Genomic DNA, 22,318 nt, shown 5'->3' on the forward strand with positions numbered 1-22,318 from the left:
GGTATGAACCTGCTGGCTGCTGTGTGGACTTGTCTGCCCCCATATTCCTACCCCCGCGCCCTGGGATCCTTGGAGGTGAACCGCCGTGGCACTCTCGATTTCGGCGGTGGTGCTGCTGGCGATCATCGTCTTCCTGCTCATCAAGAAGTCGGGTCTCAAGGCAGGGCACGCCGTGGTGTGCATGCTGCTCGGCTTCTACATGGCCTCGTCGACGATGGCGCCCACGATCAGCGAGCTCACGACGAACATCGCGGGGATGATCGGCAGCATCAACTTCTGAGCACCGTCTTCCGGCCGGGGCCCGTGGCCCGTCCCGGGACCCGGCCGGAGTCCACGTCCCGTCCCGTCCGTCCTCCCCTCCCGCTCCCCGCGTCGGCCTCATAGGCTCCGGACCGGCGACGCCGGACGGGACGAGCGCGCGTCCGCTCCGTCCCGCTCTCCGCCGGGTGGCCGGACGCCGGGACACCGGCGGCTCGGGGAGCGGGCCGTGACGGGAGGGTGAGGCAGTGGGGGAGTGGCGCGTCGGCGACGTCGTGGACGGGCGGTACGAGGTCACGCGGGTCCACGGGCAGGGTGCCATGGGGCTCGTCCACCGGGTGCGGCACCTGGGGTGGAACATCGACCTCGCCGTGAAGAGCCCCCGACCGGAGGTGTACCGGGACGCGGCCGGACGGGCGCGGTTCGTCACCGAGTCCGAGGAGTGGGTCGCGCTGGGCCTGCATCCGAACGTCTGCGCCTGCTACTACGTGCGCACGCTGGACGGGGTGCCGCGGGTGTTCGCCGAGTACGTGTCCGGCGGCAGCCTGCGGGACCTGATCGCCGACCGTTCCCTGTACGAGGGAGCACCGCGCGAGGCGTCGGCCCGTGTCCTCGATCTGGCCGTGCAATGCGCGCGAGGCCTGGAGCACGCGCACCGCAGGGGTCTGGTGCACCAGGACGTCAAACCGGCGAACATCCTCGTCGAGGACGGCGTCGCGAAGGTGACGGACTTCGGGCTGGCACGATCGCATCGCGGCAGGCGGCCGGCCGCCGGTCAGGACGCGGACCGGGGAGTGCCCGCGGAGTGGGAGACGGGGGCGGGCGAGGGAGAACGGCCGGCGGGGGAGGCCGGGACCGGCAGGGTGCCTCCCGCGAGCCTGCTCGTCACCCGTCTCGGCATGACACCGGCCTACGCGTCCCCCGAACAGGTCCTGGGGAACCGGGTAGGGCTGGGCAGCGACCTCTACAGCTTTGCCGTGTCGGTCCTGGAGATGTTCGTCGGCGGCGTCACGTGGTTCGCGGGTCCGGTCGCCGGGGAGAGCCTGGCCGGCCTGCGGGTGTCGGGCAGATGCGCGGTGCCCATGCCCGAGGACGTCGCGGCCCTGCTCGCCCGGTGCCTGTCGATGGATCCGGCCGCCCGCCCCGGTTCGATGGCCGAGGTCGCCGACGCACTGGTGGCGTCGTACGAGCGGCTGACCGGACGCCCGTACCCCCGCCCCGCGCCCGTCCCCGCGGAACTGCGCGCCGACGAACTGAACAACCGTGCGCTGTCGTTGCTGGACCTCGGACGCCCGGACGAGGCGGAGGAGGCGTTCGCACGGGCGACGGCCGCCGATCCGCACCACCCGGCCGCCCACTACAACGCCGGTCTGCTGAGCTGGCGGCGGGGCGACATCACGGACGAGCACCTGGTCGCCACCATGGAGGCCGCCTGGACCGCCGCCGGTGTCGTTGCCGCGGACGCCCCCGACGCGGTGCCCGCCCTCGCCGTGGCAGGCCGTCTGCTGGCCCAGGTCAACCTGGAACGCGGCCATCTGCCCGCCGCCCGCGCGCTGCTGGAGCAGCGGCCCGACGACCCGGACACGGCCGACGCGCTCCGGGCGATCGAGTCGGGACGGGTGGAAGACGCGCGCTGTGTCGAGGCGACACCGGTGCCCTGGCAGTCGTACCCGCGTGAACGGATGACCGACCGGGACCGTCTCGCGAAGGAGATCCGGATCCGGCTCGCCCCGCGGGCGGGGACAGTGCTGACCGGGAGCTGGGACGGCACCGTGCGGCTGTGGTCCGTACGGGACGGTGCGTGCCTGCGCGTCATCCGGGCCCATGACAAGCCGGTCGGGTCCGTGGACGTGAGCCCCGACGGGCGCATCGCCGTGTCCGTCGGCGTGGACCGCGACATCCGGTTCTGGGACCTGACCGACGGGCGGTGCCTGTACGAGGCCGATTTCCCCCCGCCCGCGCAGGGCGGGTTCACGGTGGCGCCGGTGCGGCTGACCCCGGCCGGACGGGCGGTCCTGTTCGGGACGCACCAGGGCACGGTCATCGGGGTCAACCTCGGCGGCGGCACGCTGCGCTCCGTCAACCGGTCGGGCGGGACCGACGAACCGGTGCACGCGCTGGAGGTCGCCCCGGACGGTCGCTGGGCGCTGGCCGGCGGCACCGGCGGCACACTGCAACTCGTCTCGATGACCGACGCCTCGGTACGCCTCCTGCACGGCGGCGACCCGTCGTTCGTGTGGTCGGTGTGCTTCGGCGCGGGCGGCCGCCGCGCGCTGAGCGGGCACGGCACCGGCACGATCCACCTGTGGGACGTCGACTCGGGCCGGCTGCTGCGGACGCTCCACGGGCCCCGGCACGCCGTCATGTCCTTGGCGATGAGCGCGGACGGCCGCTTCGCGCTCTCCGGCGGGGACGACCACAGAGTGCGTTACTGGGACCTGGACACGGGCCGGTGCCTGCGCACGTTCACGGGGCACCGCGGTCCGGTGAACGCCGTGCGGTTCTCCTCCGACGCCCGGTACGGGGTGTCCGCCGCCCAGGACAACACACTGCGGTGGTGGACGCTGCCCGGTGGGTACACCGCCCCGCCGCACCTCAGCCGTCCCCGCACCCCGGTCGAACTGTCCGGCCGGGGCGAGCGGGTCGACGCTCTCGTCGCCGAGGCGGAACGGGCCCTGGCCGACGGCGACACGGCGCGCGCACTCGACCGGCTCACCCGTGCCCGTTCCGTGCCCGGCCACGAACGGGCGCCGCGCCTCCTCGCCCACTGGCGGCGGCTGGAGGACCGCACCGTGCGCGTGGGCCTGCGCACGGGCTGGCCGACCCACCGACTCACCGGCCACACCGGGTACGTCACCCGGATCGACGTCTCCGCGGACGGCCGGCTCGCCGCGTCGGCGAGCAGCGACCGCACCATCAGGCTCTGGGACATCGCCGGCGGGCGGTGCGTCGGCGTGCTGACGGGCCATACGCACCTGGTGGAGGAGGTCGCCCTCAGCCCCGACGCGAGCCGCCTGCTGTCGCTCGGACGGGACCGGAGCGCCCGGCTGTGGGACGTGACCACCGGGACGTGTGTGCGCGTGCTGGACGAGGAGGCGTACGGCTCGTCGGTCCGGTTGCTCCCCGACGGCCGCCACGCGCTCATCGGCGGCAGCGGCCGGAAGCTGCGGCTGTGGGACGTCGAGAACGACCGGCAGGTGCGCGCGTTCGACGGCCTGGAACTCTCCGTCAACGCCGTGTGGACCGCCGACGACGGCCGGCTCGCCGTCACGGGGGGCGACGACAGGGCCGTCCGCCTGTGGGACCTCGACAGCGGCCGGTGCCTGCGCGTCATGACAGGACACACCCGCGCCGTGATGTCGGTGTGGCTCAGCCCGGACGGCCGGTACGCCCTCTCGGGCGGCGACCACCATGAACGCGCCCGGCGCCTCTGGGACACGAGGACCGGCGAGTGCCTGCAGACTTTCGACGGCTACTCCTCCTCCGGCGCCCGCCTCACGGCGGACGGCCGCTTCGCGGTGTGCGACGGTTCCGGAGGCATCGAGGTGTGGAACGTCGGCACGGGGCGGTGCTCCCCCCTGCCCGACGCGAAGGGGGACGGCCTGCTGGCGGCCGTGCCGACCCCCGACGGCCGTCATGTCGTCTGCGGCGACTCGGCCGGGGTCGTGCGGGTGTGGGAGATCGACTGGGAGCTGGCCACCGACGGCAACCGGAGCGGGCACGGCGGGTGATCCTCCCGACTCGTGCTCACTGGGCCCTCGCGTGTTACCCACCGGTAAGGAATGATGGCGGGGCCATCATCCACGCGCGCAGGGCGGAGCCGACGGTGACGACTTTCGAGGAACAGAGCCAGGAACGCGGCGAGGCGCGGTCGAGGGTGCACGTCTTCCGGGACGACGCCCTCGGCGACCACGACGCGGTGGGCCTCGCGGCGGCGATCCGCCGGGGCGAGGTGAGCGCCGCCGAGGCCGCCCGCGACGCCTCGGCACGCGTCCACGCCGTAGAGGCCCGGCTGAACGCCGTCCAGGTCCACCTCGACCACCCGGCCCACGACTCCGCGCCCGCCGGTGCCCTCGCCGGGGTGCCGACCTTCGTCAAGGACAACACCGACTACCAGGGCCTGCCCACCGGCCACGGCAGCGCCGCCTTCGCGCCCCGCCCCGCCCGCCGGCACGCCCCGTTCACCCGCCAGCTGCTGAGCACTGGCGTCACGGTCCTCGGCAAGACCCGGCTGCCCGAGTTCGGTTTCAGTCCCACCACCGAGTACGAGGAGGCCGAGCCGGTCCGCAACCCGTGGCACACCGGCCACTCGGCGGGCGGCTCCTCCGGCGGCAGCGCCGCCCTGGTCGCTGCCGGAGCGGTACCGATCGCGCACGCCAACGACGGCGGCGGCTCGATCCGCATCCCGGCCGCCTGCTGCGGACTCGTCGGCCTGAAGCCGACCCGCGGCCGGGTGGTGGCGAACGCACAGGGCCGCCAACTCCCCATCGACCTCGTCACCGACGGCGTGGTGAGCCGCTCCGTGCGCGACAGCGCGGCCTTCCTCGCGGCGGCGGAACAGCACTGGCGGAACCCGAAGCTCCCGCCCGTGGGCCTGGTCGAGGGCCCCTCGGACCGCCGCCTGCGCGTCGGCCTCCTGGTGGACTCCCCGAACGGCGTCGCCTCCGACGCGGACACTCGGGCGGCGGTGACCGAGACGGCCCATCGCCTGGAACGCCTCGGCCACACCGTCGAACCGGTGGAACTCGCCATCGACCCGCACTTCACCGACGACTTCCTCACCTACTGGGGCCTGCTGTCGTTCCTGATCGGCGTCACCGGCAGGACACTCGGCACCGACTTCGACCGCCGCCGCATGGACAGCCTGAGCAGGGGCCTGCGCGAGATGTACGTGGGCAACTGGAGGACGACTCCCGGCGTCCTGCGTCGGCTGAAGCGCACGCGCGAGGCGTACGCGGCCGGCTTCCGGGGCCTCGACGTGATCCTCTCCCCCGTCCTGGCCCACACCACTCCACCCCTCGGCCACCTCAACCCGTCCGTCCCGTACGCGACCCTGGTCGAACGCATCCTGGCCTACGTGGCGTTCACCCCGGTCAACAACGTGGTCGGCACCCCGTCGATCTCCCTCCCGGCCGCGACCGCGACGGCGGACGGCCTCCCGATCGGCGTGATGATCTCCGGCCGCCCCGGCGCGGAACGCAAGCTCCTGGAACTGGCCTTCGAACTGGAGGCGGACCAGCCGTTCCGGCGCATCCAGGACCGATGACGGGTGCCCAGCACCGCCCCGCCGTCCGTCACATCAGGAGCAGCACCGCCGCACCCCACAGCACCGCCAGGGCCACCAGCGGAGGCCCGACCGGCATGCCCTGCCGCCCCGCCGGTGCCTCCTCCAGCGGCCGCAGCTCCGGGCGGAGCAGCAGCGCCCGCACCTCCTCCACGACGCGCTCCACACCCGGCTCGTGCCCCAGGCGGCGCTCCACCCACGCCCAGCCCATGGGGGCCATCTCCACGGCGGAGTCCTTCGCCCTGCCGATGCTGATGCCGTCGTCGGACTGCCGTACGGACGTGATCACGTCCCACGGAACCCGCCGCACACGCCACGCCCCGGTCACCCACAGCCCTTCATGGTCGGCGGTGATCCGCCAGGTGAGCGCCGTCGCCACGACCGTCACCAGCCATGGCACACCCGCGACCAGGAACAGCCAGGTCCATGACGGCCCTTCGTCGAGCACGGCCCAGATGCCGCCGCCCTGCACCAGCAGGAGTCCGAGGCCGACCGCCCGCGAGAAGCCGTGCGCCCGCCACGTCCGGGGGCCCGCCGTGACGGTCAGGCCGGCGGCGACCTCGTCGACGGACCGCCGCGGGCCCTTCCGCTCGCGGCGCCGCGGCCCGGGCTCCAGCAACCCCGGAACGGCCGGTCTCACCGCGCTGACACTGCACTCCACCTCCACCTCGGGGGCATCCGCGTCGTCACGCGCGACGAAGGCGACTTCGGCGCCGGCGTAGGGGACGCCGTACAGGACGGCCTCCCGCAGCGGCGGGGTGGGGCCCTCACCCCGGAGGATCTCCGTGAGCCTGCCGAGTTCGACGGCGGCCGCGGAGTCGTCGTCCGCGCCGAGGCCGTCCTCGTCCGTGTCGAACTCGTCCGGGTCGTCCTCGTCCTCGAAGGCGTACAGCGAGTGGAAGTGCAGGATCGGCCGAGAGCCCTCCCGGTCGTCGGCCGCGAACACCCAGGTGCGGCCGTCCTCCTCGCCCTCGCGCACCAGCACGTGCAGCACCGGCAGCGGCCCGCGCCGCAGCCGCCGCGAACGGGCCCGCCCGGCCGCGCCGTTCACGAAGGACGCGAGGCCCACGACGGAGCCGCCCAGCACCATCAGCTCCCAGCCGAAGATGTCGTACGGCTCCGCGACCAGTGCCTTCCAGTCGCCGTCCACGACGATGTCGACGCGGGTGCCGACGGGGAAGTCCTCGGGGAAGGCCGTCTCGAAGCGATGGGTGCGCCCCTCGGCCGTCACCGTGAGGACGTCGACGTCCTCGTCGCTCCGGTCCAGGGCCGTGACCCGCCCGGACAGGTGCGTGGCGCTCGCGGCCCGCTCCTCGTACGCGTCGGCGACCTGCTGGGCCTGCCAGTAGCCGAACCCGGCGACGGCCAGCAACAGCGCGGCCAGGACGAAGGAGAGCCGGCCCCGGCGGAACGTCCGAGCGGCGTCGGGCAGCGGCTGGGCGACCGGCCCGGCCGCCTCCAGGGCCAGCGACCCCTGCCGTCCGGCGGCGGCCAGCCGGTGGACGAGTCCGGCGGCGCTGAACGCGACGGCCGCGAGGTACGCGAGCGCGGACGGCCGTTCGAACGCGGTGAAGCCCTCCTCCACGACGAGAGCCGTCAGCCCGGCCGCGAGCCCCACGAGCGCGGGGCGCGGCTGCCGCCACACCCAGTACGGGGTCAGCAGCAGCACGACGGCCGCACCGAGGCCCAGCCAGTCGGTGCCGCAGGGCTCCGCGGACGTGCAGGCGGGGACGGGCCCCGCCTCCAGCTCCCACACCATCGAGACGACCAACGCGAGGACTGCCCACAGAGGATGAGCCCACCGGGCAGGCACGGCGGCGAGCCATCGCCGGGCGTCGGGAGTCCGCCACTCGGCGGTGCCGGGCGGTATGTGCTCGGCGGGCAACGGCACGGGATGTCTGGACACCCGCGCATTATGACCACACGCGTCTCCAGCCCGGCCCGCCCCTCCCGCCTCGTCGAAACGGCGGCGCTCAGCGCGACTTCGTTCGGACCCGGCGGACACACACTGCCGGGCGGCTCAGTGCCGGGGCCGGTAGGGATTCGTGTACGGCTGCATGGACTGGCGGACCTCTTCCCGGACCGGGTCCATGAGAGGGCCCGGGGCGTAGTAGCGGGCCCGGGCCTTGCCGTGCGGGACGAGCCAGCCGCGGGCGACGAGCTCCCGGATGTCCCGGATGGCCTGCTGGTCGCTGAGGTCGGCGTCCTGCTGGTAGACGGTACGGCGGACCTTCGCGTCCGAGAACGCGGGCAGCAGGGCGTAGACGACCCGCTCGTCCAGGCCGGCTGCTTCGACGTTCTCGACCAGGCGGGTCCAGGCCCGCGATATCACATCGAAGCGTCGCTGGGCCTGCTGGGCCTGGCGGTGGTGGGCGGTCAGGCAGAACCGGATCCAGGGCCGGGTGTCCCGCCCCGGACTCCAGTGCGGGCCACCGACATCCTCCAGGACCTGGTAGTAGGCGTACGTGTTCTGGCCTCGGCCCAGCCACTCCTCGATGGACGAGAACTCGGGCGGCATCAGGGCTTCCCGGGAGAACACAAGGGTGGACAGGGCGCGGGACATGCGTCCGTTGCCGTCCTTCCAGGGGTGGATCTTGACGAGGTTGAGGTGCGCCATCGAGGCGCGGATGTGGACGGGGGCGTCGAGGTCGCCCTCGTTGAGCCAGTCGATGAACTCCGACATCAGAGCGGGGACCTCTGCCTGGTCCGGTGCGGTGTAGGCGGGGACCAGGGGGTCGTCGGGGCTGGTGACGTAGACGGGCCCGTCGCGCCAGCGGCCTGGGCGCTTGTCGAGGTGGTGGCCCTGGAGCATGAAGTGCAGGCCGTTGAGCAGGCCGGCGTCGTAGCGGAAGTCGTCTCCGGCGTCGGCGAGGGCCTGGATGTAGGTCATGCCGCGCTGATAGCCCTCCAGCTCGGCGCGTGTCTTCTGCCCGGTCTCCAGCGGTTCCTCGCCGGACATGAGGGCTTCCACGTCGTCGACCGTCGCGGCGTATCCCTCGATGGTGTTCGATCCGGCGATCGCGCGAGCGGTCAGGTTACGGCGCAACTGGTGGATCCAGCGAGGAGCGGCCCGGAGCATGTGGCGCAGGGCGCGACGCATGGCCTCGATCTCGTCGAGAGCCCGGTGGTCGTCGGCGTCCAGGCGGGGAGTCGCGTACAACACGGAGCAACGACACTGTGATTGTGTCATCAAGTCAAACGGAGTGTGGTGCAGCAGCCGGGGCCGCGGACCGGCCGACGTTTCATGGGCCGGCCCCACGGGCGGAACCGCGAGGACGCCATGCGCAACCTGTCGCAGGAGGTGCTCGACGGATGCTGGTGGCGTTGCCGCCGCTTACGGAGCGGTTGATGAACGACCCCGCCTTCGACGACGTCGACAGTGGACTTCCGCCCGAGGTGATGCCGAGGAGAAACGTCCGCGACCTCCAGTTCGCCCCGAACGAGGTCACCGCCATTGCCCGCTCCCTGGGCGGCGACGTGGACGTACCGGAGGCCGAGGTCGAGTAGGAGCGCCCTCCTGGATCAGCCCTCGACCGCGTACGGCAGGAAACCTGCCCACGCGGCGGGGGCGAAGGCGAGCCGGGGGCCGTCGAGGTTCTTCGAGTCGCGGACGTGGACGGTGGCGGGGGCGGTGGCGATCTCGACGCAGGAGTCAGTCTCCGCGCCGCTGCTGTAGCTGCTCTTGAACCAGGCTCCTGCAACTTCGACGCACGAGTCGCCTTCGTTGCCGTCGCTGTAGCTGCTCTTGAACCACGCGAGGCCGGAAGTGCCGTGGTCGGAGACCTTGCGGATCATGTTTCCCCCAGCAGTTCCTCGATGAATGCCAGCGACTCCCGAGGTGGGAGGGCCTGCGCGCGGATGCTGCCATATCGTAGTTCGGCGATGCGGAGCTGCCGGACGTCCGAGACCGGGCGGCCGTTGAACGCTCCCTCGCAGCGTGCCACTGCTGAACCGTCCTCGAACTTCAGCAACTCGATCTTCCCGTCCAGCCCGGGGTGAGCCTCGCAGTGCGTCGGCATCACTTGAAGCGTCACACAACGCAGCCTGCCCACTTCAAGCAGATGCTCCAGTTGTCCGCGCCACACCATTGTGCCTCCGAGGGGACGCCGTAGAGGGGCCTCTTCCAGGACGAAACTGAGCGTGGGCGCGGGATCCTTCCGGAAGATGGTCTGGCGATCCGTGCGGGCAGCCACCATCCGCTCGATTTCGTCCTGGCTGTAAGCGGGTTGCCGTGACTCGAACGCTGCCCTTGCATGATCCGCCGTCTGGAGAAGCCCGCTGATGCTGTGGCAGACATAGAGACCGATCTCGACCGCTCGCCCCTCCAGCTGTGCGAGATCCCGCACCTTCTTCGGATACCGGACCTTCTTCACGTCCTCCTGCATCGCCGCGATGAGCCCACCGGCGTTCAGCACCTCGTCCGCCGTGTCCAAGTACTCGGGCCGGGGGATCCGCTTCCCCGTCTCGATCTTGTACACGAGATCCGCGCCGTATCCGGCAGCCGCCGCGAAGTCGCTGACCCGCATCCCCGCCGCTTCCCGGCGGAGCCTCAACTGCCTTCCCACCGTGGCCACAACGGCCAGCGCCCAGTCGTCGTCCGGGTCGACCTCCCACCCCGGCTCGTCCGTCTGGTCCGTCTCGGTCCCGGCCCGCACCGCCTCACTGCTCAGCGACATGGCTGCCCCTCCGTTGTGCTGCGACGTACTGTTCCGACCTGTTCGCAGGAGCTACTTGGACAGCAGGGACAGGGCCCGTTGAACCTTGGACTGTAGCTCTACGTAACAGCTCAATTACGCATCTCAGTATGTCCGGTCAGTCACGCTCGGTGATGTGAATCAGCAAACTCAAGGAATCGCCGAGCAGGGGACACGACCCGAACCCGAGGCCACCGTCCGGAACTTCACCATGCTGCTGTCGTCCACCCCGCGAGGCGCCCGCCTGGCCCGCCTGCTCGCCGTGGACACGCTCCGGAGCTGGGGGCTCCCGCATGAGCGGGCGAGCCACGTCATTGCGGAACTGGCGGCCAACGCGGCGACCCACGGCCGCCTTTCCGGCCGCAGCTTCCGGCTCACGCTCTACGTGGTCGGCACGACGCTCCGTATCGAGGTCACGGACACGCGCGGTGACGAGATGCCCATGCCACAAGTGCCGGACCCAGGGGCCGAGTCGGGGCGGGGCCTGCTGTTGGTGGAGGCGCTGGCCGACCGCTGGGGAGTGACCGAGGGGTGGTTCCCCCGTAAGACGGTCTGGGCCGAACTGGCCTTTTCACCACCGGAACCCGCGTCCTCGCGCTCCGGTGTCGTCGACGACTGAAAGACAAAGAACCCGGGGGAAAGCACCTCCACCAAACCCGACCCTCCCGCCCGTGGCCGTACTCACTCGGGCGGGTGAACATCTCCGGTTCGGCTGGATTTTCGGACCTCCGAGGCCCGACGCTCAGCCCAACGCACCACCCCCGCAACCGCAAACATGAGACGGCCCCCGCCGGGAGTGCAATCCCAAATGCGAGGGCCTGACCACCGAGGAAGAAGAGAGCTTCCCGATGGGTACCCGGAACCCTAGCGCGCCCCCGCGCGCCCAGGCCCGCGAAGCGGGCAACAACCACCCGAACCAATCCCCCCGCACCACCGGCGGGCTCCAGCACGACAACACCCGCCACACCACCCGCTTCACGGTGATCGGCAACCACCTCGCACAACACCGGGAGCTCTCGCTCCTCGCGATCGGGCTCGGCACACACCTCCAGTCGCTGCCGCAGGGCGCGCCGGCCGACATCAAGAGCCTCACCGCCCGGTTCCCCGAGGGAGCCACCCGTATCGCCGCCGCCCTGCGCGAGCTGGAGTGCCACGGCTACCTGCGCCGTGAACGACACCGCACGCCCACCGGCCGCATCGTCAGCCGTACGGTCTCCTGCAACCAGCCGGCGGGGGCCCGCACCCACCCCGAGCCCGCTCCCCAGCCCGCCGACCGCCCGGAGCCCTCAACAGCACCGGGGCCCACCGAAAGGCCCGAGCCCCGGGGCGGCCAGGACGCCTGCGAGAAACCGCGCGCCCGCAAACCCCTCCCCGCCGTACCGCGCCCCGAGTGCAGCGTCCCCGCACTGTTCCGGGCCGCCGCAGACCTCCTCGCGGACCTTCGCCGCCACAGCCCCCACATGCTCCTCTCCACCGCCGACGCCGCCCACCTGACCCCCGGTGTCGCCGCCTGGCTGGAGCGCGACGTCACCCCCGCGGCCGTACGCCGTGGGCTGATCGCCGACCTGCCGCCCGAGGGCGTACGCCGCCCCGCCGCCTTCCTGGCGCACCGGCTGGCCGCCCAGCTCCCGCCTCCGGCCCCGTACCGCGAGCCGGCCGCTCCGCCGCCGCCCGCACGGCCCCGGCTCCGCATGCAGAACTGCGACGGCTGCGACCGCGGCTTCCACGCCCCGGAGCCCGGCCTCTGCCGCGGTTGCCGCTCCGACCGCAAGGAGGCCGCCTAGCATGAACGTGACGATCCTTGCCCCTGGGCACAGACGACGAGGAGCGAGCGCCATGACCATCGCACCCGACGACGCGCGGCGGGGCGCCTCTCACGTCTACCGGTCCATGAGGGACGTCGTTCAGTCCCTGGACGACGCCGACACGGTCCCAGGCAAGTTCGAGATCACCAAGAAGGGGATCGTCCACGACATGATGGCGCCCATCGGTCCGCACGAGCTGACCACTCTGCACCTGCGCAAACGCCTTGAGAAGGTGATGCCGGAGGAGGTCGTCGCTCACACGGGGGAGCCCGACGTCGAAGACGCATACGAGGGCATCATGCGACGTCCTGACGTGATGGTCATCGCATGGGCGGACATGGAGGTGCCGGAGAGCTTCGATCCCCGGGCGCTCATCGCCGCGATCGAGGTCGTCTCCCGGTCCAACCCGGAGAACGACTGGGTGGGAAAGATGAGCGACTATCCCCTGATGGGTGTGCCGGTTTACGCGATCTTCGATCCCCGCACCGGCACCGGCGCCGTTCTCACCGATATCCACGCAACCCCGGAGGGCCCTCGCTACGCGGTCCGCAAGGACTTCGTCTACGGCGAGGACGTCACCATCGGGGAGTGGACCATCTCCACGAGGGGTCTCCCGCTCTACCGGGGTGACGGAGCGGAAAAGGCCGGTTCGTCAGGGGTGTGATCCGGAAAGCGAGACGGTCCGGTGTGCGGTGAGGGGCGGTCGGGGACCTCATAAGGTGATCCCATGACGGAAATGCGCTCCCGGCGTCTGATGCTGGTGCACGCCCACCCGGACGACGAGTCGATCAACAACGGCGCGACCATGGCCCGGTACGCCGCGGAGGGCGCCCATGTGACACTGGTCACCTGCACCCTCGGTGAGCGGGGTGAGGTCATTCCGCCCGAGCTGCGGCATCTGGGCGGTCCCGCCCTCGGCGGGCACCGGCTCGGTGAGCTCAAGGACGCCATGCAGGCCCTCGGGGTCACCGACTTCCGGCTGCTCGGCGGGGCCGGGCGGTACTGCGACTCCGGGATGATGGGGCTGCCCGACAACGACGATCCCGGCTGCTTCTGGCAGGCCGACGTGGACCAGGCGGCGGGGCTGCTCGCCGAGGTGATCCTGGAGGTGCGGCCGCAGGTCCTCGTCACGTACGACGAGAACGGGGGATACGGGCACCCCGATCACATCCAGGCGCACCGTGTCGCCATGCGTGCCGTCGAGCTCGCCGCCGAGGCCGGGTGGGACGTGCCCAAGGTGTACTGGAACCGGGTGCCCCGGTCCGTGGGCGAGGAGGCCTTCGCCCAGCTGAACGGCGAGCTGGACGGGCTGCCCTTCGACAAGGCGGGCGTCCTGGACGACGTACCCGGTGTGGTCGACGACGAGCGGATCACCGCCGCCGTCGACGGCACCGCGTACGCCTCCGCCAAGGCCGCCGCCATGCGTGCGCACGCCACCCAGATCACCGTGGCCGAGCCGTACTTCGTGCTGTCCAACGAGCTCGCGCAGCCCCTCTTCACCACCGAGTACTACGAGTTGGTACGCGGAGAACGTCCCGAAGGGCAGGAAAGCGACCTGTTCGCCGGAGTCGGGTCCGGGGAGGCGCTGTGAGCGGGGAAAGGGCGCCCGTGCTGGCGCAGCCGCTGCGGGCGCCCTCCGCCGGGCGGGCCGCTGCCTATGCCGGGCTGCTGGTGCTCGGTGCCGTGGCCGGGGTGGCCGGGGCGCTCGTGCAGCCCGCGTGGTTCCCGGGCGGGCTGCTGCTGGCGCTCGCCGGCGAGGCCGGTCTCGTCCTCGGGGGGACGCGGGTGATGCGCGGGCGCGGCGGTGGCGCGGCGGTCGCCGCCGGGTGGATCGTGGTCGTCGTCCTGCTCACGGCCAGCCGCCCGGAGGGTGACTTCCTTTTCGCCGCGGGAGCCGGTTCGTATCTCTTCCTGCTCGGCGGTATCGCCGTCGCTGTGATGTGCGCCACCCTTGGCGGGGGGAGGCAACCGGACGGCGGCCCTGCCCGACTTGGCAAGTGACGTACCACTTCGCCGTTTCTCGGGGGTGCGGGTCCGGTGTGGGTTTCGTCAGCGGTACTGGGGTACCGGCCGGATGTGGCCAGTAAGGTGGTGCGCACCGCCGAGCCTCCCTCGAACCCTCGGCTTCGCCCGAGCAGGGGGGATCCCCACCGTGAGGTCGTGACGGGCGGCGGAGCCAACCGGGAGAACCTGCCTTGAGTCGTGAAACTGACACTCCGTCCTCCGGGCCCAACGGGCGCGGTGGAGCCGCCTATCCGTCGGGCACGCCGCCCTACGGGATTCCGGCGATTCCGGACGGGAGTACGGACGCGGGCCGTTCGGCCGCGCGGCCGGAGGAGCGCAAGACCGAGACCACGCTGACGACCCGGATCCGGATCAACATCCCTGGATCGCGGCCCATTCCGCCGGTCGTCGTGCGCAAGCCCGTCACGGACGCGGAGAGCAAGGGCGCCACGGATGCCGCGGCGTCGGCCCCCGCGCCCTCTCCCACCCCGGGCCCGCCCGCGCTCGATCCTCCCGCTCAGCCCGCCCTGCCCACGCGGTCTCCCCAGGCCTCTCAGGCTTCGCAGGCCTCTCAGGCTTCGCAGGCCTCGCAGGCCTCTCAGGCCGGCAAGCCGGCGGCCGGGGACAAGCCGGCCAGTGACTGGTTCGCGCCGCGCAAGTCCGGTGCGGGCAAGGGCACCCAGGGAGGCAGTTCCGCCAACGGGGCCGTCGACCCGACGGGTTCGGGTTCGGGCCCCGGCGCGGCCGGTGGCGCGCCGACGGGTCCCACCGCACCCGGCGGTGCGCGGCCGGGCGCCGGGCGGCCGGGTGGTGTGGTGGGCTCCATGGGCGCGCCGGGTTCCGGCCCGACCGGAGCCACCGGTGCGACCGGCGGGCCGGTCGCTCCCGGGCACGGTGGCGGCACCGGTTCCTTCGACGTGACCGAGGCGCTGGCCGGCGGGCCCGCGGGTGGCGGCACGCGTCCGGCTCTCGGCCCCGGTGGCGAACCGCGCCATGACGATCTGCCGTTCTTCACGGGGGACGGCCTCGGGGTCCCCCCGGGGCAGCGTGGCCCGGCCGGTCCCGGCGGTCAGCCCGGGTACGGCGGTCAGGGGCGGCCGGGCGGGCCGCAGGGCCCCGCCGGTCCGACCGGCGGCCCGGTCACCGGTCAGGGCCCGATGGCCCCGCCGGCCGGCGGAGTACCCGGCGGAGCGCCCGGCGGTCCTGGCGGTCCCGGTGGCCCCCAGCGCGCCCTCGGCGCCGGTCCGCAGCAGGGCCACCCCGGTGCCCCCGGCGCCCCTGGTGCCGCTTTCAGTGACGACACCGCGGTCCTCACCCCCCAGTACCCCGCCGGACAGGGCGCCCCCGGCTACGGCACCCGCCACGACAACGTCTCCGGGAACACCGTCACCAGCGGCATCCCGGTCATCCCCGCGAGCGCGTCCTTCGACGCGCCCGACCCCGGCATGGACGGCCCCCGCCCGCACACGCCGCCCAAGCTGCCCGAGCCGGTCTCCCCGCCTCCGGCGAGCTCCTCGAAGGCACCGAAGAAGAAGGGGCGCAACAAGCTCGTCCTGCTCGGCACCGGTGTGGTCGTCGTCCTCGGTATCGCCTACGGCGCCGGCCTGCTGATGAACAGCTCCGACGTGCCCAAGGGCACCACCGTGCTCGGCATCGACATCGGCGGCGGCACGCGGGACGACGGCGTGAAGAAGCTCGACGCGGCCCTCGCCGACCGGCTGAACAAGCCGCTGAAGCTGTCGGTCGACGGGAAGACCGTCGAGTTGCAGCCGGACAACGCGGGCCTGCAGTTCGACACCGGCGCCACCGTCGGCGCGGCCGCCACCAGCGACTACAACCCCGTCAACGTGATCGGCTCCCTCTTCGGCCAGCAGCGCGTCGTCGAGCCGGTGATGCCCGTGGACGAGGAGAAGCTGCAGGCCGCCCTGGAGAACGCCGCGGGCGGCTCCGGCTCGGTCACCGAGGGCGGGGTGAAGTTCCAGTCCGGCAAGGCCGTCCCCGTGTATCCCGAGGCCGGTCAGGGCATCGACGTGGCCAAGGCGTCGGCCGTGGTGACGGAGGCGTACCGCACCCAGGTGGAGACCGGCTCCGCCGCCGCGGTGAAGGTCCCGACGACGGACCGGCAGCCCAAGGTCTCCAAGGCCGAGGTCGACCGGATCATGAAGGAGTTCGCCGAGCCGGCGATGTCGGACATCGTGACCGTGCAGACCGATCCGGCGCACTCGATCCCGATGAGCCCCGAGAAGTCGCTGTGGAAGTTCCTCAGGATCGAGGCCGTGGGCGACAAGCTCGTCGACAAGCCCGACCTGAAGGCCCTGAAGGAGCTGTACGGGCAGACGTTCGACGGTGTCCTCATCGTCCGGGGTAATGGCAACAAGACGGCCGTCACCCCGCAGGACGTCTACGGCGCCCTCCGCCAGGCGCTGAAGAGCAAGACCGACCGGGTCGCCGTCATCGACACCGACCCCAGCTGACGGGGTCGACGGGCAGCGCACACGGGAGAGCGGCGTCGTCGGGTCCTGAAGGGACCCGTACGGCGCCGCTCTCCCGTTGCCGGACGCGGGCGGGATTTGGCGACGCGGACAGCGCAGGCCACCCACGGTCCGCCCCGCCAACGGTTCAGTTCAGCATCGCCCGAGCCGCGAACGCCTCCCCCCGCACCCGCGCGGCCGCTCCCTCGTCCACCGCCCCCACCACGTCCGCGTACGCCTCCAGCTCCCCGGCCCCCGCCGAGAACTCCCCCCGCTGCACCAGCAACAGTGCCCGCTCGTACCGCAACCGGGCCGCGTGCGAAGGCAGCAGCAGGGCGAGATCCACCGCCCACAACGCCACGTCCGAGCGTTCCGGACGTGCCATCGCCCACGCCCGTACGTTGTTCAGAATCCGCAGCACCACATCCAGCGTCCCCGCCGGTGTCAGCATCGACGCGTCCAGCGCCGCCCCCGTCGCCCCCGCGACCAGCAGCTCCGCGTCCGCCCCGCTCAGCACCCGCCCCTCGTCGAACGGATCGGCCAGCACCTGCCCCGGGCCCACGCCCGCCTCCCCGAACCCGACCACGAAATGCCCCGGCAGGGCGACCCCGTACACCGGCGCCCCGGCCCGCCGGGCCACCTCCATCCACACCACCGACACCAGGATCGGCAGCCCGCGCCTCCGCCGCAGCACCTCGTGCAGCAGCGACGACTCCAGCCGCTGATAGTCGTCCGAGACCCCGTGGAAGCCGTACCGCCCGCCCAGCAGCTCCCGCAGTGCCAGGGCCCACGCCTGCGGCGAACCCGGCCGGTAGGGGAGCTCACCGGCCAGCCGGTCCAGCTCCACCTGCACGGCGTCCATGCCCGCGTCGTCCAGCGTGCCGTCCGCCACCGCGCCGATCAGCAGACACAGCGTGGACAGGTCGGGCCGCTCGCAGCGGGCCTCCTCGGCGAACCGCCGACGCAGCTCCGCGGAGCGCCCGGCCGGCGGGGGATACGGGGGGCGCATACCAGGTTGGTGCCCGCTCACGGCGCTCCCTCACCTTCCGGAGCGCGATAGTGGTGGTACGCGTGATGCGCGGCGAACCCCATGCGCTCGTACAACGCACGCGCCCCCGCGTTGTCGTCCTCCACCTGCAGCCATGCCGCCGAGGCCCCCTCGTCCAGCGCCCGACGGGCCAGCGCGGCCATCACGGCGGTCGCCAGGCCCTGCCGCCGCCGCGCCGGATCCACCTCGACCGCCGCGAACCCGGCCCACCGCCCGTCCACGACACACCGCCCGATGGCGGCGGGTGCCGCATTCGTGCCGCCCGGCGCACCCGTGCCGTCCGGCACCGTGGCGAACCACACCGAAGGACCGCTCCCCAGCACCCGCAGGGCCACCTCGCTCACCCCCTTGCGCTGGTATCGCGCCAGCCACGCCTCGTCGGCCTGCCGCGCCAGCACGACTCCGGACGGCTCCCCGCCCAGGTCGGCGACCGGAGCCAGCGGGCCCACCCACAGCTCGGCGGTCACCTCACGCACCCAGCCGCGCCGCTCCAGCTCCGCGCACAGCAGCTCCTGGGTGCCCTCCGCGCCGGTCGCGGTCTGGACGTAGGCGGGCAGCCCCCGGGCCGCGTACCAGCCGCGTACGGCCGTCAGCGCGTCGTCCAGAGGCATGCCCGGGTCGCCGAGCGGCAGCACGGAGTTGGCCCGCCGGGTGAACCCGTCCGCCGCCCGCAGCTCCCAGTCGCCGATCCGCTCGCTCTCCACGGGCCGCCAAGCCCGCGCGGTGACCCGCGCCAGCTCCTCGTACGAGGCGGCGGGACCGCGGCGACGCGCCGGTGCGGAAGGGACGACCTTGCCCGCGACCAGCGCGGATTCCGCGACGCGGACACTGTCGCCACTCTTCTTTGTGATCCGCAGCACACCGTTGTCCCATGATGTGAGAACGCCGACCGTGTCGGTGAACTTCTCACCCAATAGACCATGTTCGATCAAGCTCCGTACGGAGACCCGTTTTCCCACGTCAGCAGTGGTGATACGGACCTCGAGGCGCCCGGCGGCAGAGATTTCCACAGGTCAGTTCACCCCTCCTGTTCGGATCATGCCCAGGAACGGAGATACTAGGGGCGGGCATCGACGACGCCGCGCTCCCGCGCGCCAGGCGGCGGAGCCTGAGGAGGCCCGCCAGCGCCCTATCGAGGAGGAACGACAGCGTGACCTACGTCATCGCGCAGCCTTGTGTCGACGTGAAGGACAAGGCGTGCATCGAGGAGTGCCCGGTCGACTGCATCTACGAGGGCCAGCGGTCCTTGTACATCCACCCGGACGAATGCGTCGACTGCGGCGCCTGTGAACCGGTCTGCCCGGTCGAGGCCATCTTCTACGAGGACGACACTCCCGAGGAGTGGAAGGACTACTACAAGGCGAACGTCGAGTTCTTCGACGATCTCGGCTCGCCCGGCGGCGCCAGCAAGCTCGGTCTGATCGAGCGGGACCACCCGTTCATCGCCGCGCTGCCGCCGCAGGCGTAGCCGTCCCGCAAGCGGCCCCGCACCGACGTGCCGCCCCGGTCCCGTACGGCCTGATCGTCCCGGTCGCCGTACGGGGCCGAGGCGTTCGCCGTACCAGAAAGTGAGCCCTCGCCCGTGTCCGCAGTCTCCGACCGGTTGCCCACCTTCCCCTGGGACAAGCTGGAGCCGTACAAGAAGACGGCCGCCGGGCACCCCGACGGCATCGTCGACCTCTCGGTCGGCACACCCGTCGACCCGGTGCCCGAGTTGATCCAGAAGGCCCTGACCGCCGCGGCGGACTCCCCGGGCTATCCCACGGTCTGGGGCACCACGGAACTGCGTGACGCCCTCACCCGCTGGACGGAGCACCGGCTGGGGGCCCGCGGGATCACCCACCGGCACGTCCTGCCGGTCGTCGGCTCCAAGGAACTGGTCGCCTGGCTGCCCACCCAGCTCGGACTCGGCCCCGGCGACAGGGTCGCCTTCCCGCGCCTGGCCTACCCGACGTACGAGGTCGGCGCCCGCCTCGCCCGCGCGGAGTACGAGGCCTACGACGATCCCACCGAGCTGGACCCGGCCGGCCTGAAGCTCCTGTGGCTGAACTCCCCGTCCAACCCGACCGGCCGGGTGCTGTCCAAGGAGGAGCTGACCCGGATCGTCGCCTGGGCCCGTGAGCACGGCGTCCTCGTCTTCTCCGACGAGTGCTACATCGAGCTGGGCTGGGAGGCCGACCCGGTCTCGGTGCTGCACCCCGACGTCAACGGCGGCTCCCTCGACGGCATCGTCTCGGTCCACTCCCTGTCCAAGCGGTCCAACCTGGCCGGCTACCGCGCCGCCTTCCTGGCCGGTGATCCGGCGGTGCTGGGTCCGCTGCTGCAGATCCGCAAGCACGGCGGGATGATGACCCCCGCGCCGACGCAGGCGGCCGTGGTGGCGGCCCTGGGCGACGAGGAGCACGTCCGCGTCCAGCGCGAGCGCTACGCGGCCCGCCGCGCCGTCCTGCGCGACGCTCTGGTCGCCCACGGCTTCCGCATCGAGCACAGCGAGGCCAGCCTCTACCTGTGGGCCACGAGGGACGAGTCCTGCTGGGACACGGTCGCCCACCTGGCCGGCCTGGGCATCCTGGTGGCCCCCGGCGACTTCTACGGCCCCGCGGGCGCGAACTTCGTCCGGGTGGCCCTCACCGCCACGGACGCCCGGGTCCGGGCAGCGGCCGACCGCCTGACCGGCTGACGCCGGACCCGTGATCGGGCTGGGCGGGGCGTGTTGCGCAACCCGGCGCTGACGGGGTGCCGCCGCGCCCACCCTCCCCCACTCTCGGCTTCGCTCGAGCGGGGGGACCCCCATCGCCCTGGGGGTACCTCCCAGGCCCTTAAGGCACTGGGGGAGGCACGACTGCACGCGGTGGGGCGGGCATGATTCCGGCCCCGCCCTCGCAGCCTGGCGTTGTCGGGCGCGGTGGGGCGACGGCTGCAATCGCACGTGCACGCCCCGGCCGGCTGTGGGCAGTCGTTCCGCAGGGCGATGGGGATACCTCCCATGCCCTTTGGGCAATGGGGGAGGGTGGGCACAGCCACCGGGACAGGGCACCGTCTCGAGCGACGGCCCCTGCACCGGCGCAGGCACGCCAAAAAAAGGTGACGGGGCCCGGGGGAACACCCCGGACCCCGTCACCCTGGTCGCCGCACAGGCCAGGCGCCTAGCCGATCGGCAGCCCCTGGACCGGCAGGTTCTTCGCCGCCGGCACGCCGCCCTTCGCCAGCGAGTCCGTCGGCAGCTGCTTGACCACCGGCGCCGCCTTCTTCACGGTCGTACCGGCGGCCGGCGTCACCTCGTCCGTGCGGGGCGCGGTCTTGCCGACACCCTTCGTCACGTTGTCCACGGTGTTGCCGGTGGCCCCGTCCAGGGCGTTCAGCCCGAGGTTCGGGGCGGCCGGCAGCTGCGGAGCCGCACTCGCGGAACCGGCCGCACCGACCCCGGCAGCCGCTCCCGCAGCGACGATCAGCGCGGCACGGGCGATCCGACGGGTCAGGGGGAGGGACATGGTGCTCCTTCGACGGCAGACGACGATGAGTGGCCCGGCCGCCCGGCGGACGATCGACGCTCCACTGGCCGTCGACCGCCGCCGTCGGGCTCGGACGCAGTGACTACCGCTCGACCGCCGGGAAGGTTGCGGTGCGACATCGCAAAGAGTTGGCAATGCGCCGCAGGACCGCCCTCCTTCAACACCTGCGGGTGATCGCCCGCACTACTGCACGGTCGTGATCCGCACCGCTTCCGCGCCGCCGTCCCCCGCGTCCACGGACCCCTTGCCGTCGTCCGGCCGCCACTGGCTGTCGCTGTGCCCGGCGGTCCACTCCCGCCCCGCGTACGACACCCGCTTTATACGCAGCTCGGAGGCGTTGGCCACGGCCCAGTGCGCCAGCTGCCAGCCCCGCGCCCCCGCGCTCCGCCCGGCCTCGGCACCGTCTCCTTCGCCGACCGGAAGCGTGACGGTCCGTCCGTCGGAACCGCCGAGGGAGTCGCCGTCGGACCCGCTGCCGGGACCTCCCTCGCCACCACCGGCGGCGCCCGCGGACGGCGAGGACGTGTCCGGGCCGCCCACCTCGGCACCGGCCGGCGTCAGCACGTCCCGCCCGAAGTCCCGGGCCAGCGCGGCCCGTACCGCGTCCGCGCCCGAGGCCCGGGTCGTCCCGGGGCGGCCCTCGCAGGTCAGCGTCGCCGCCGAGCGTCCGGTGAGGGCGGCGGCCAGCAGCGCGGCGTCCGGCTCGTGCTTGGCGTACGCCTGCGGGAAACCGCTGCGCTGCACCCGCTGCGCGGCGACGGTGAGCGGCAGCCGGGTGTAGCCCGGCACCTCCTCGAGATGCTCGTAGAACTTGTCCGCCGCGTACGACGGATCCATGATCTCCTCCGGAGTGCCCCACCCCTGCGAGGGGCGCTGCTGGAACAGACCGAGCGAGTCACGGTCGCCGTAGTCGATGTTGCGCAGCGTCGACTCCTGCAGAGCGGTCGCCAGCGCGATCGTCACGGCCCGCTCGGGCAGGTTCCGCGCGGTGCCCACGGCGGTGATCGTCGCCGCGTTCACCGCCTGCTCGGGCGTGAACTCGTAGGTCGCGCCGTCGCCCTTGTCGGACACGACCTTGCATCCGGGGCCCACGGAGCCCCCGGTGTCGTACTGCACCACGATGTATCCGGCGACCGCGGACAGCACCACGAAACCCGCACTCCAGCGGAACAGACGGCCGCGGCGCGTGCGCTGTGAGGGAAGTGACGGCTCTGACACGCGGTACAAGGTACTGGAGAGTAC

The 22,318-nt window shown here is 72.5% G+C and carries 20 protein-coding genes; 12 read left to right on the forward strand and 8 right to left on the reverse strand.

The window, feature by feature from the left end:
• Positions 1–85: 85 nt before the first annotated feature.
• The 3 genes from ACIF9R_RS03120 (at position 86) to ACIF9R_RS03130 (ending at position 5,524) form a co-directional block, all read left to right on the forward strand.
• Positions 86–280 carry a hypothetical protein gene (locus ACIF9R_RS03120; protein WP_103541817.1) on the forward strand — a complete coding sequence of 65 codons (195 nt, stop codon included), beginning with the start codon at positions 86–88 and terminating at the stop codon, positions 278–280.
• Positions 281–506: 226 nt separating this feature from the next.
• On the forward strand, positions 507–3,989 hold the full coding sequence (locus ACIF9R_RS03125; RefSeq protein ID WP_399973511.1) for a protein kinase: 3,483 nt from the start codon (positions 507–509) through the stop codon (positions 3,987–3,989).
• A gap of 95 nt (positions 3,990–4,084) precedes the next feature.
• Complete coding sequence (locus tag ACIF9R_RS03130; protein WP_399973513.1) at positions 4,085–5,524, forward strand: amidase; 1,440 nt, start codon at positions 4,085–4,087, stop codon at positions 5,522–5,524.
• A 28-nt stretch (positions 5,525–5,552) separates the two neighbouring features.
• Here ACIF9R_RS03130 and ACIF9R_RS03135 read toward each other — a convergent pair whose 3' ends face one another.
• Positions 5,553–7,301, reverse strand: coding sequence for a hypothetical protein (locus ACIF9R_RS03135; RefSeq protein WP_399973976.1), 1,749 nt, complete (start codon positions 7,299–7,301; stop codon positions 5,553–5,555).
• 261 nt (positions 7,302–7,562) lie between these two features.
• Positions 7,563–8,705 (reverse strand): Fic family protein, encoded by a 1,143-nt coding sequence (locus ACIF9R_RS03140; protein ID WP_399973516.1) that lies wholly within the window; start codon positions 8,703–8,705, stop codon positions 7,563–7,565.
• A 185-nt stretch (positions 8,706–8,890) separates the two neighbouring features.
• On the opposite strand from ACIF9R_RS03140, the gene ACIF9R_RS03145 reads away from it, so the two are divergent.
• Positions 8,891–9,049: a hypothetical protein gene (locus ACIF9R_RS03145; RefSeq protein ID WP_399973519.1), complete on the forward strand. Its 159-nt coding sequence runs from the start codon at positions 8,891–8,893 to the stop codon at positions 9,047–9,049.
• 15 nt (positions 9,050–9,064) lie between these two features.
• On the opposite strand, the gene ACIF9R_RS03150 is transcribed toward ACIF9R_RS03145, so the two are convergent.
• Entirely contained in the window at positions 9,065–9,337 is a 273-nt protein-coding gene (locus ACIF9R_RS03150; protein WP_399973522.1) for a DUF397 domain-containing protein, read from the reverse strand.
• Complete coding sequence (locus tag ACIF9R_RS03155; RefSeq protein WP_399973524.1) at positions 9,334–10,218, reverse strand: helix-turn-helix domain-containing protein; 885 nt, start codon at positions 10,216–10,218, stop codon at positions 9,334–9,336. Before ACIF9R_RS03155 ends, ACIF9R_RS03150 begins: the two co-directional genes overlap by 4 nt.
• Positions 10,219–10,372: 154 nt before the next feature.
• Between ACIF9R_RS03155 and ACIF9R_RS03160 the strand changes: the two genes are divergently transcribed.
• The 6 genes from ACIF9R_RS03160 (at position 10,373) to ACIF9R_RS03185 (ending at position 16,519) form a co-directional block, all read left to right on the forward strand.
• Positions 10,373–10,855: an ATP-binding protein gene (locus tag ACIF9R_RS03160; RefSeq protein ID WP_399973527.1), complete on the forward strand. Its 483-nt coding sequence runs from the start codon at positions 10,373–10,375 to the stop codon at positions 10,853–10,855.
• Positions 10,856–11,084: 229 nt separating this feature from the next.
• On the forward strand, positions 11,085–12,020 hold the full coding sequence (locus tag ACIF9R_RS03165) for a helix-turn-helix domain-containing protein (protein ID WP_399973529.1): 936 nt from the start codon (positions 11,085–11,087) through the stop codon (positions 12,018–12,020).
• 52 nt (positions 12,021–12,072) lie between these two features.
• Positions 12,073–12,705, forward strand: coding sequence for a Uma2 family endonuclease (locus ACIF9R_RS03170; protein WP_399973532.1), 633 nt, complete (start codon positions 12,073–12,075; stop codon positions 12,703–12,705).
• A gap of 63 nt (positions 12,706–12,768) precedes the next feature.
• Positions 12,769–13,632 (forward strand): N-acetyl-1-D-myo-inositol-2-amino-2-deoxy-alpha-D-glucopyranoside deacetylase, encoded by an 864-nt coding sequence (gene mshB / locus ACIF9R_RS03175; RefSeq protein WP_399973535.1) that lies wholly within the window; start codon positions 12,769–12,771, stop codon positions 13,630–13,632.
• Positions 13,629–14,042, forward strand: coding sequence for a DUF6113 family protein (locus ACIF9R_RS03180; protein WP_399973538.1), 414 nt, complete (start codon positions 13,629–13,631; stop codon positions 14,040–14,042). The genes mshB and ACIF9R_RS03180 overlap by 4 nt, the downstream gene beginning before the upstream one ends.
• A gap of 194 nt (positions 14,043–14,236) precedes the next feature.
• On the forward strand, positions 14,237–16,519 hold the full coding sequence (locus ACIF9R_RS03185; protein ID WP_399973541.1) for a hypothetical protein: 2,283 nt from the start codon (positions 14,237–14,239) through the stop codon (positions 16,517–16,519).
• A gap of 145 nt (positions 16,520–16,664) precedes the next feature.
• Here the strand turns inward: ACIF9R_RS03185 and ACIF9R_RS03190 are convergent, their stop codons facing one another.
• Entirely contained in the window at positions 16,665–17,525 is an 861-nt protein-coding gene (locus ACIF9R_RS03190; RefSeq protein WP_399973544.1) for a tetratricopeptide repeat protein, read from the reverse strand.
• A 17-nt stretch (positions 17,526–17,542) separates the two neighbouring features.
• Positions 17,543–18,574 (reverse strand): GNAT family N-acetyltransferase, encoded by a 1,032-nt coding sequence (locus ACIF9R_RS03195; protein ID WP_399973546.1) that lies wholly within the window; start codon positions 18,572–18,574, stop codon positions 17,543–17,545.
• 140 nt (positions 18,575–18,714) lie between these two features.
• Between ACIF9R_RS03195 and fdxA the strand changes: the two genes are divergently transcribed.
• Both fdxA and ACIF9R_RS03205 read left to right on the forward strand, forming a co-directional pair.
• Positions 18,715–19,032 (forward strand): ferredoxin, encoded by a 318-nt coding sequence (gene fdxA, locus ACIF9R_RS03200; RefSeq protein ID WP_055572727.1) that lies wholly within the window; start codon positions 18,715–18,717, stop codon positions 19,030–19,032.
• A gap of 114 nt (positions 19,033–19,146) precedes the next feature.
• Entirely contained in the window at positions 19,147–20,244 is a 1,098-nt protein-coding gene (locus ACIF9R_RS03205; protein WP_399973549.1) for a bifunctional succinyldiaminopimelate transaminase/glutamate-prephenate aminotransferase, read from the forward strand.
• A gap of 466 nt (positions 20,245–20,710) precedes the next feature.
• Here ACIF9R_RS03205 and ACIF9R_RS03210 read toward each other — a convergent pair whose 3' ends face one another.
• Positions 20,711–21,055: an ATP-binding protein gene (locus tag ACIF9R_RS03210; protein ID WP_399973551.1), complete on the reverse strand. Its 345-nt coding sequence runs from the start codon at positions 21,053–21,055 to the stop codon at positions 20,711–20,713.
• A gap of 204 nt (positions 21,056–21,259) precedes the next feature.
• Positions 21,260–22,294: a heavy metal transporter gene (locus ACIF9R_RS03215; protein WP_399973554.1), complete on the reverse strand. Its 1,035-nt coding sequence runs from the start codon at positions 22,292–22,294 to the stop codon at positions 21,260–21,262.
• Between the last annotated feature and the right edge of the window lie 24 nt (positions 22,295–22,318).

Origin of the sequence: Streptomyces sp. NPDC086080 (genome assembly GCF_044540255.1) — a bacterium.
Lineage (GTDB): Bacteria > Actinomycetota > Actinomycetes > Streptomycetales > Streptomycetaceae > Streptomyces.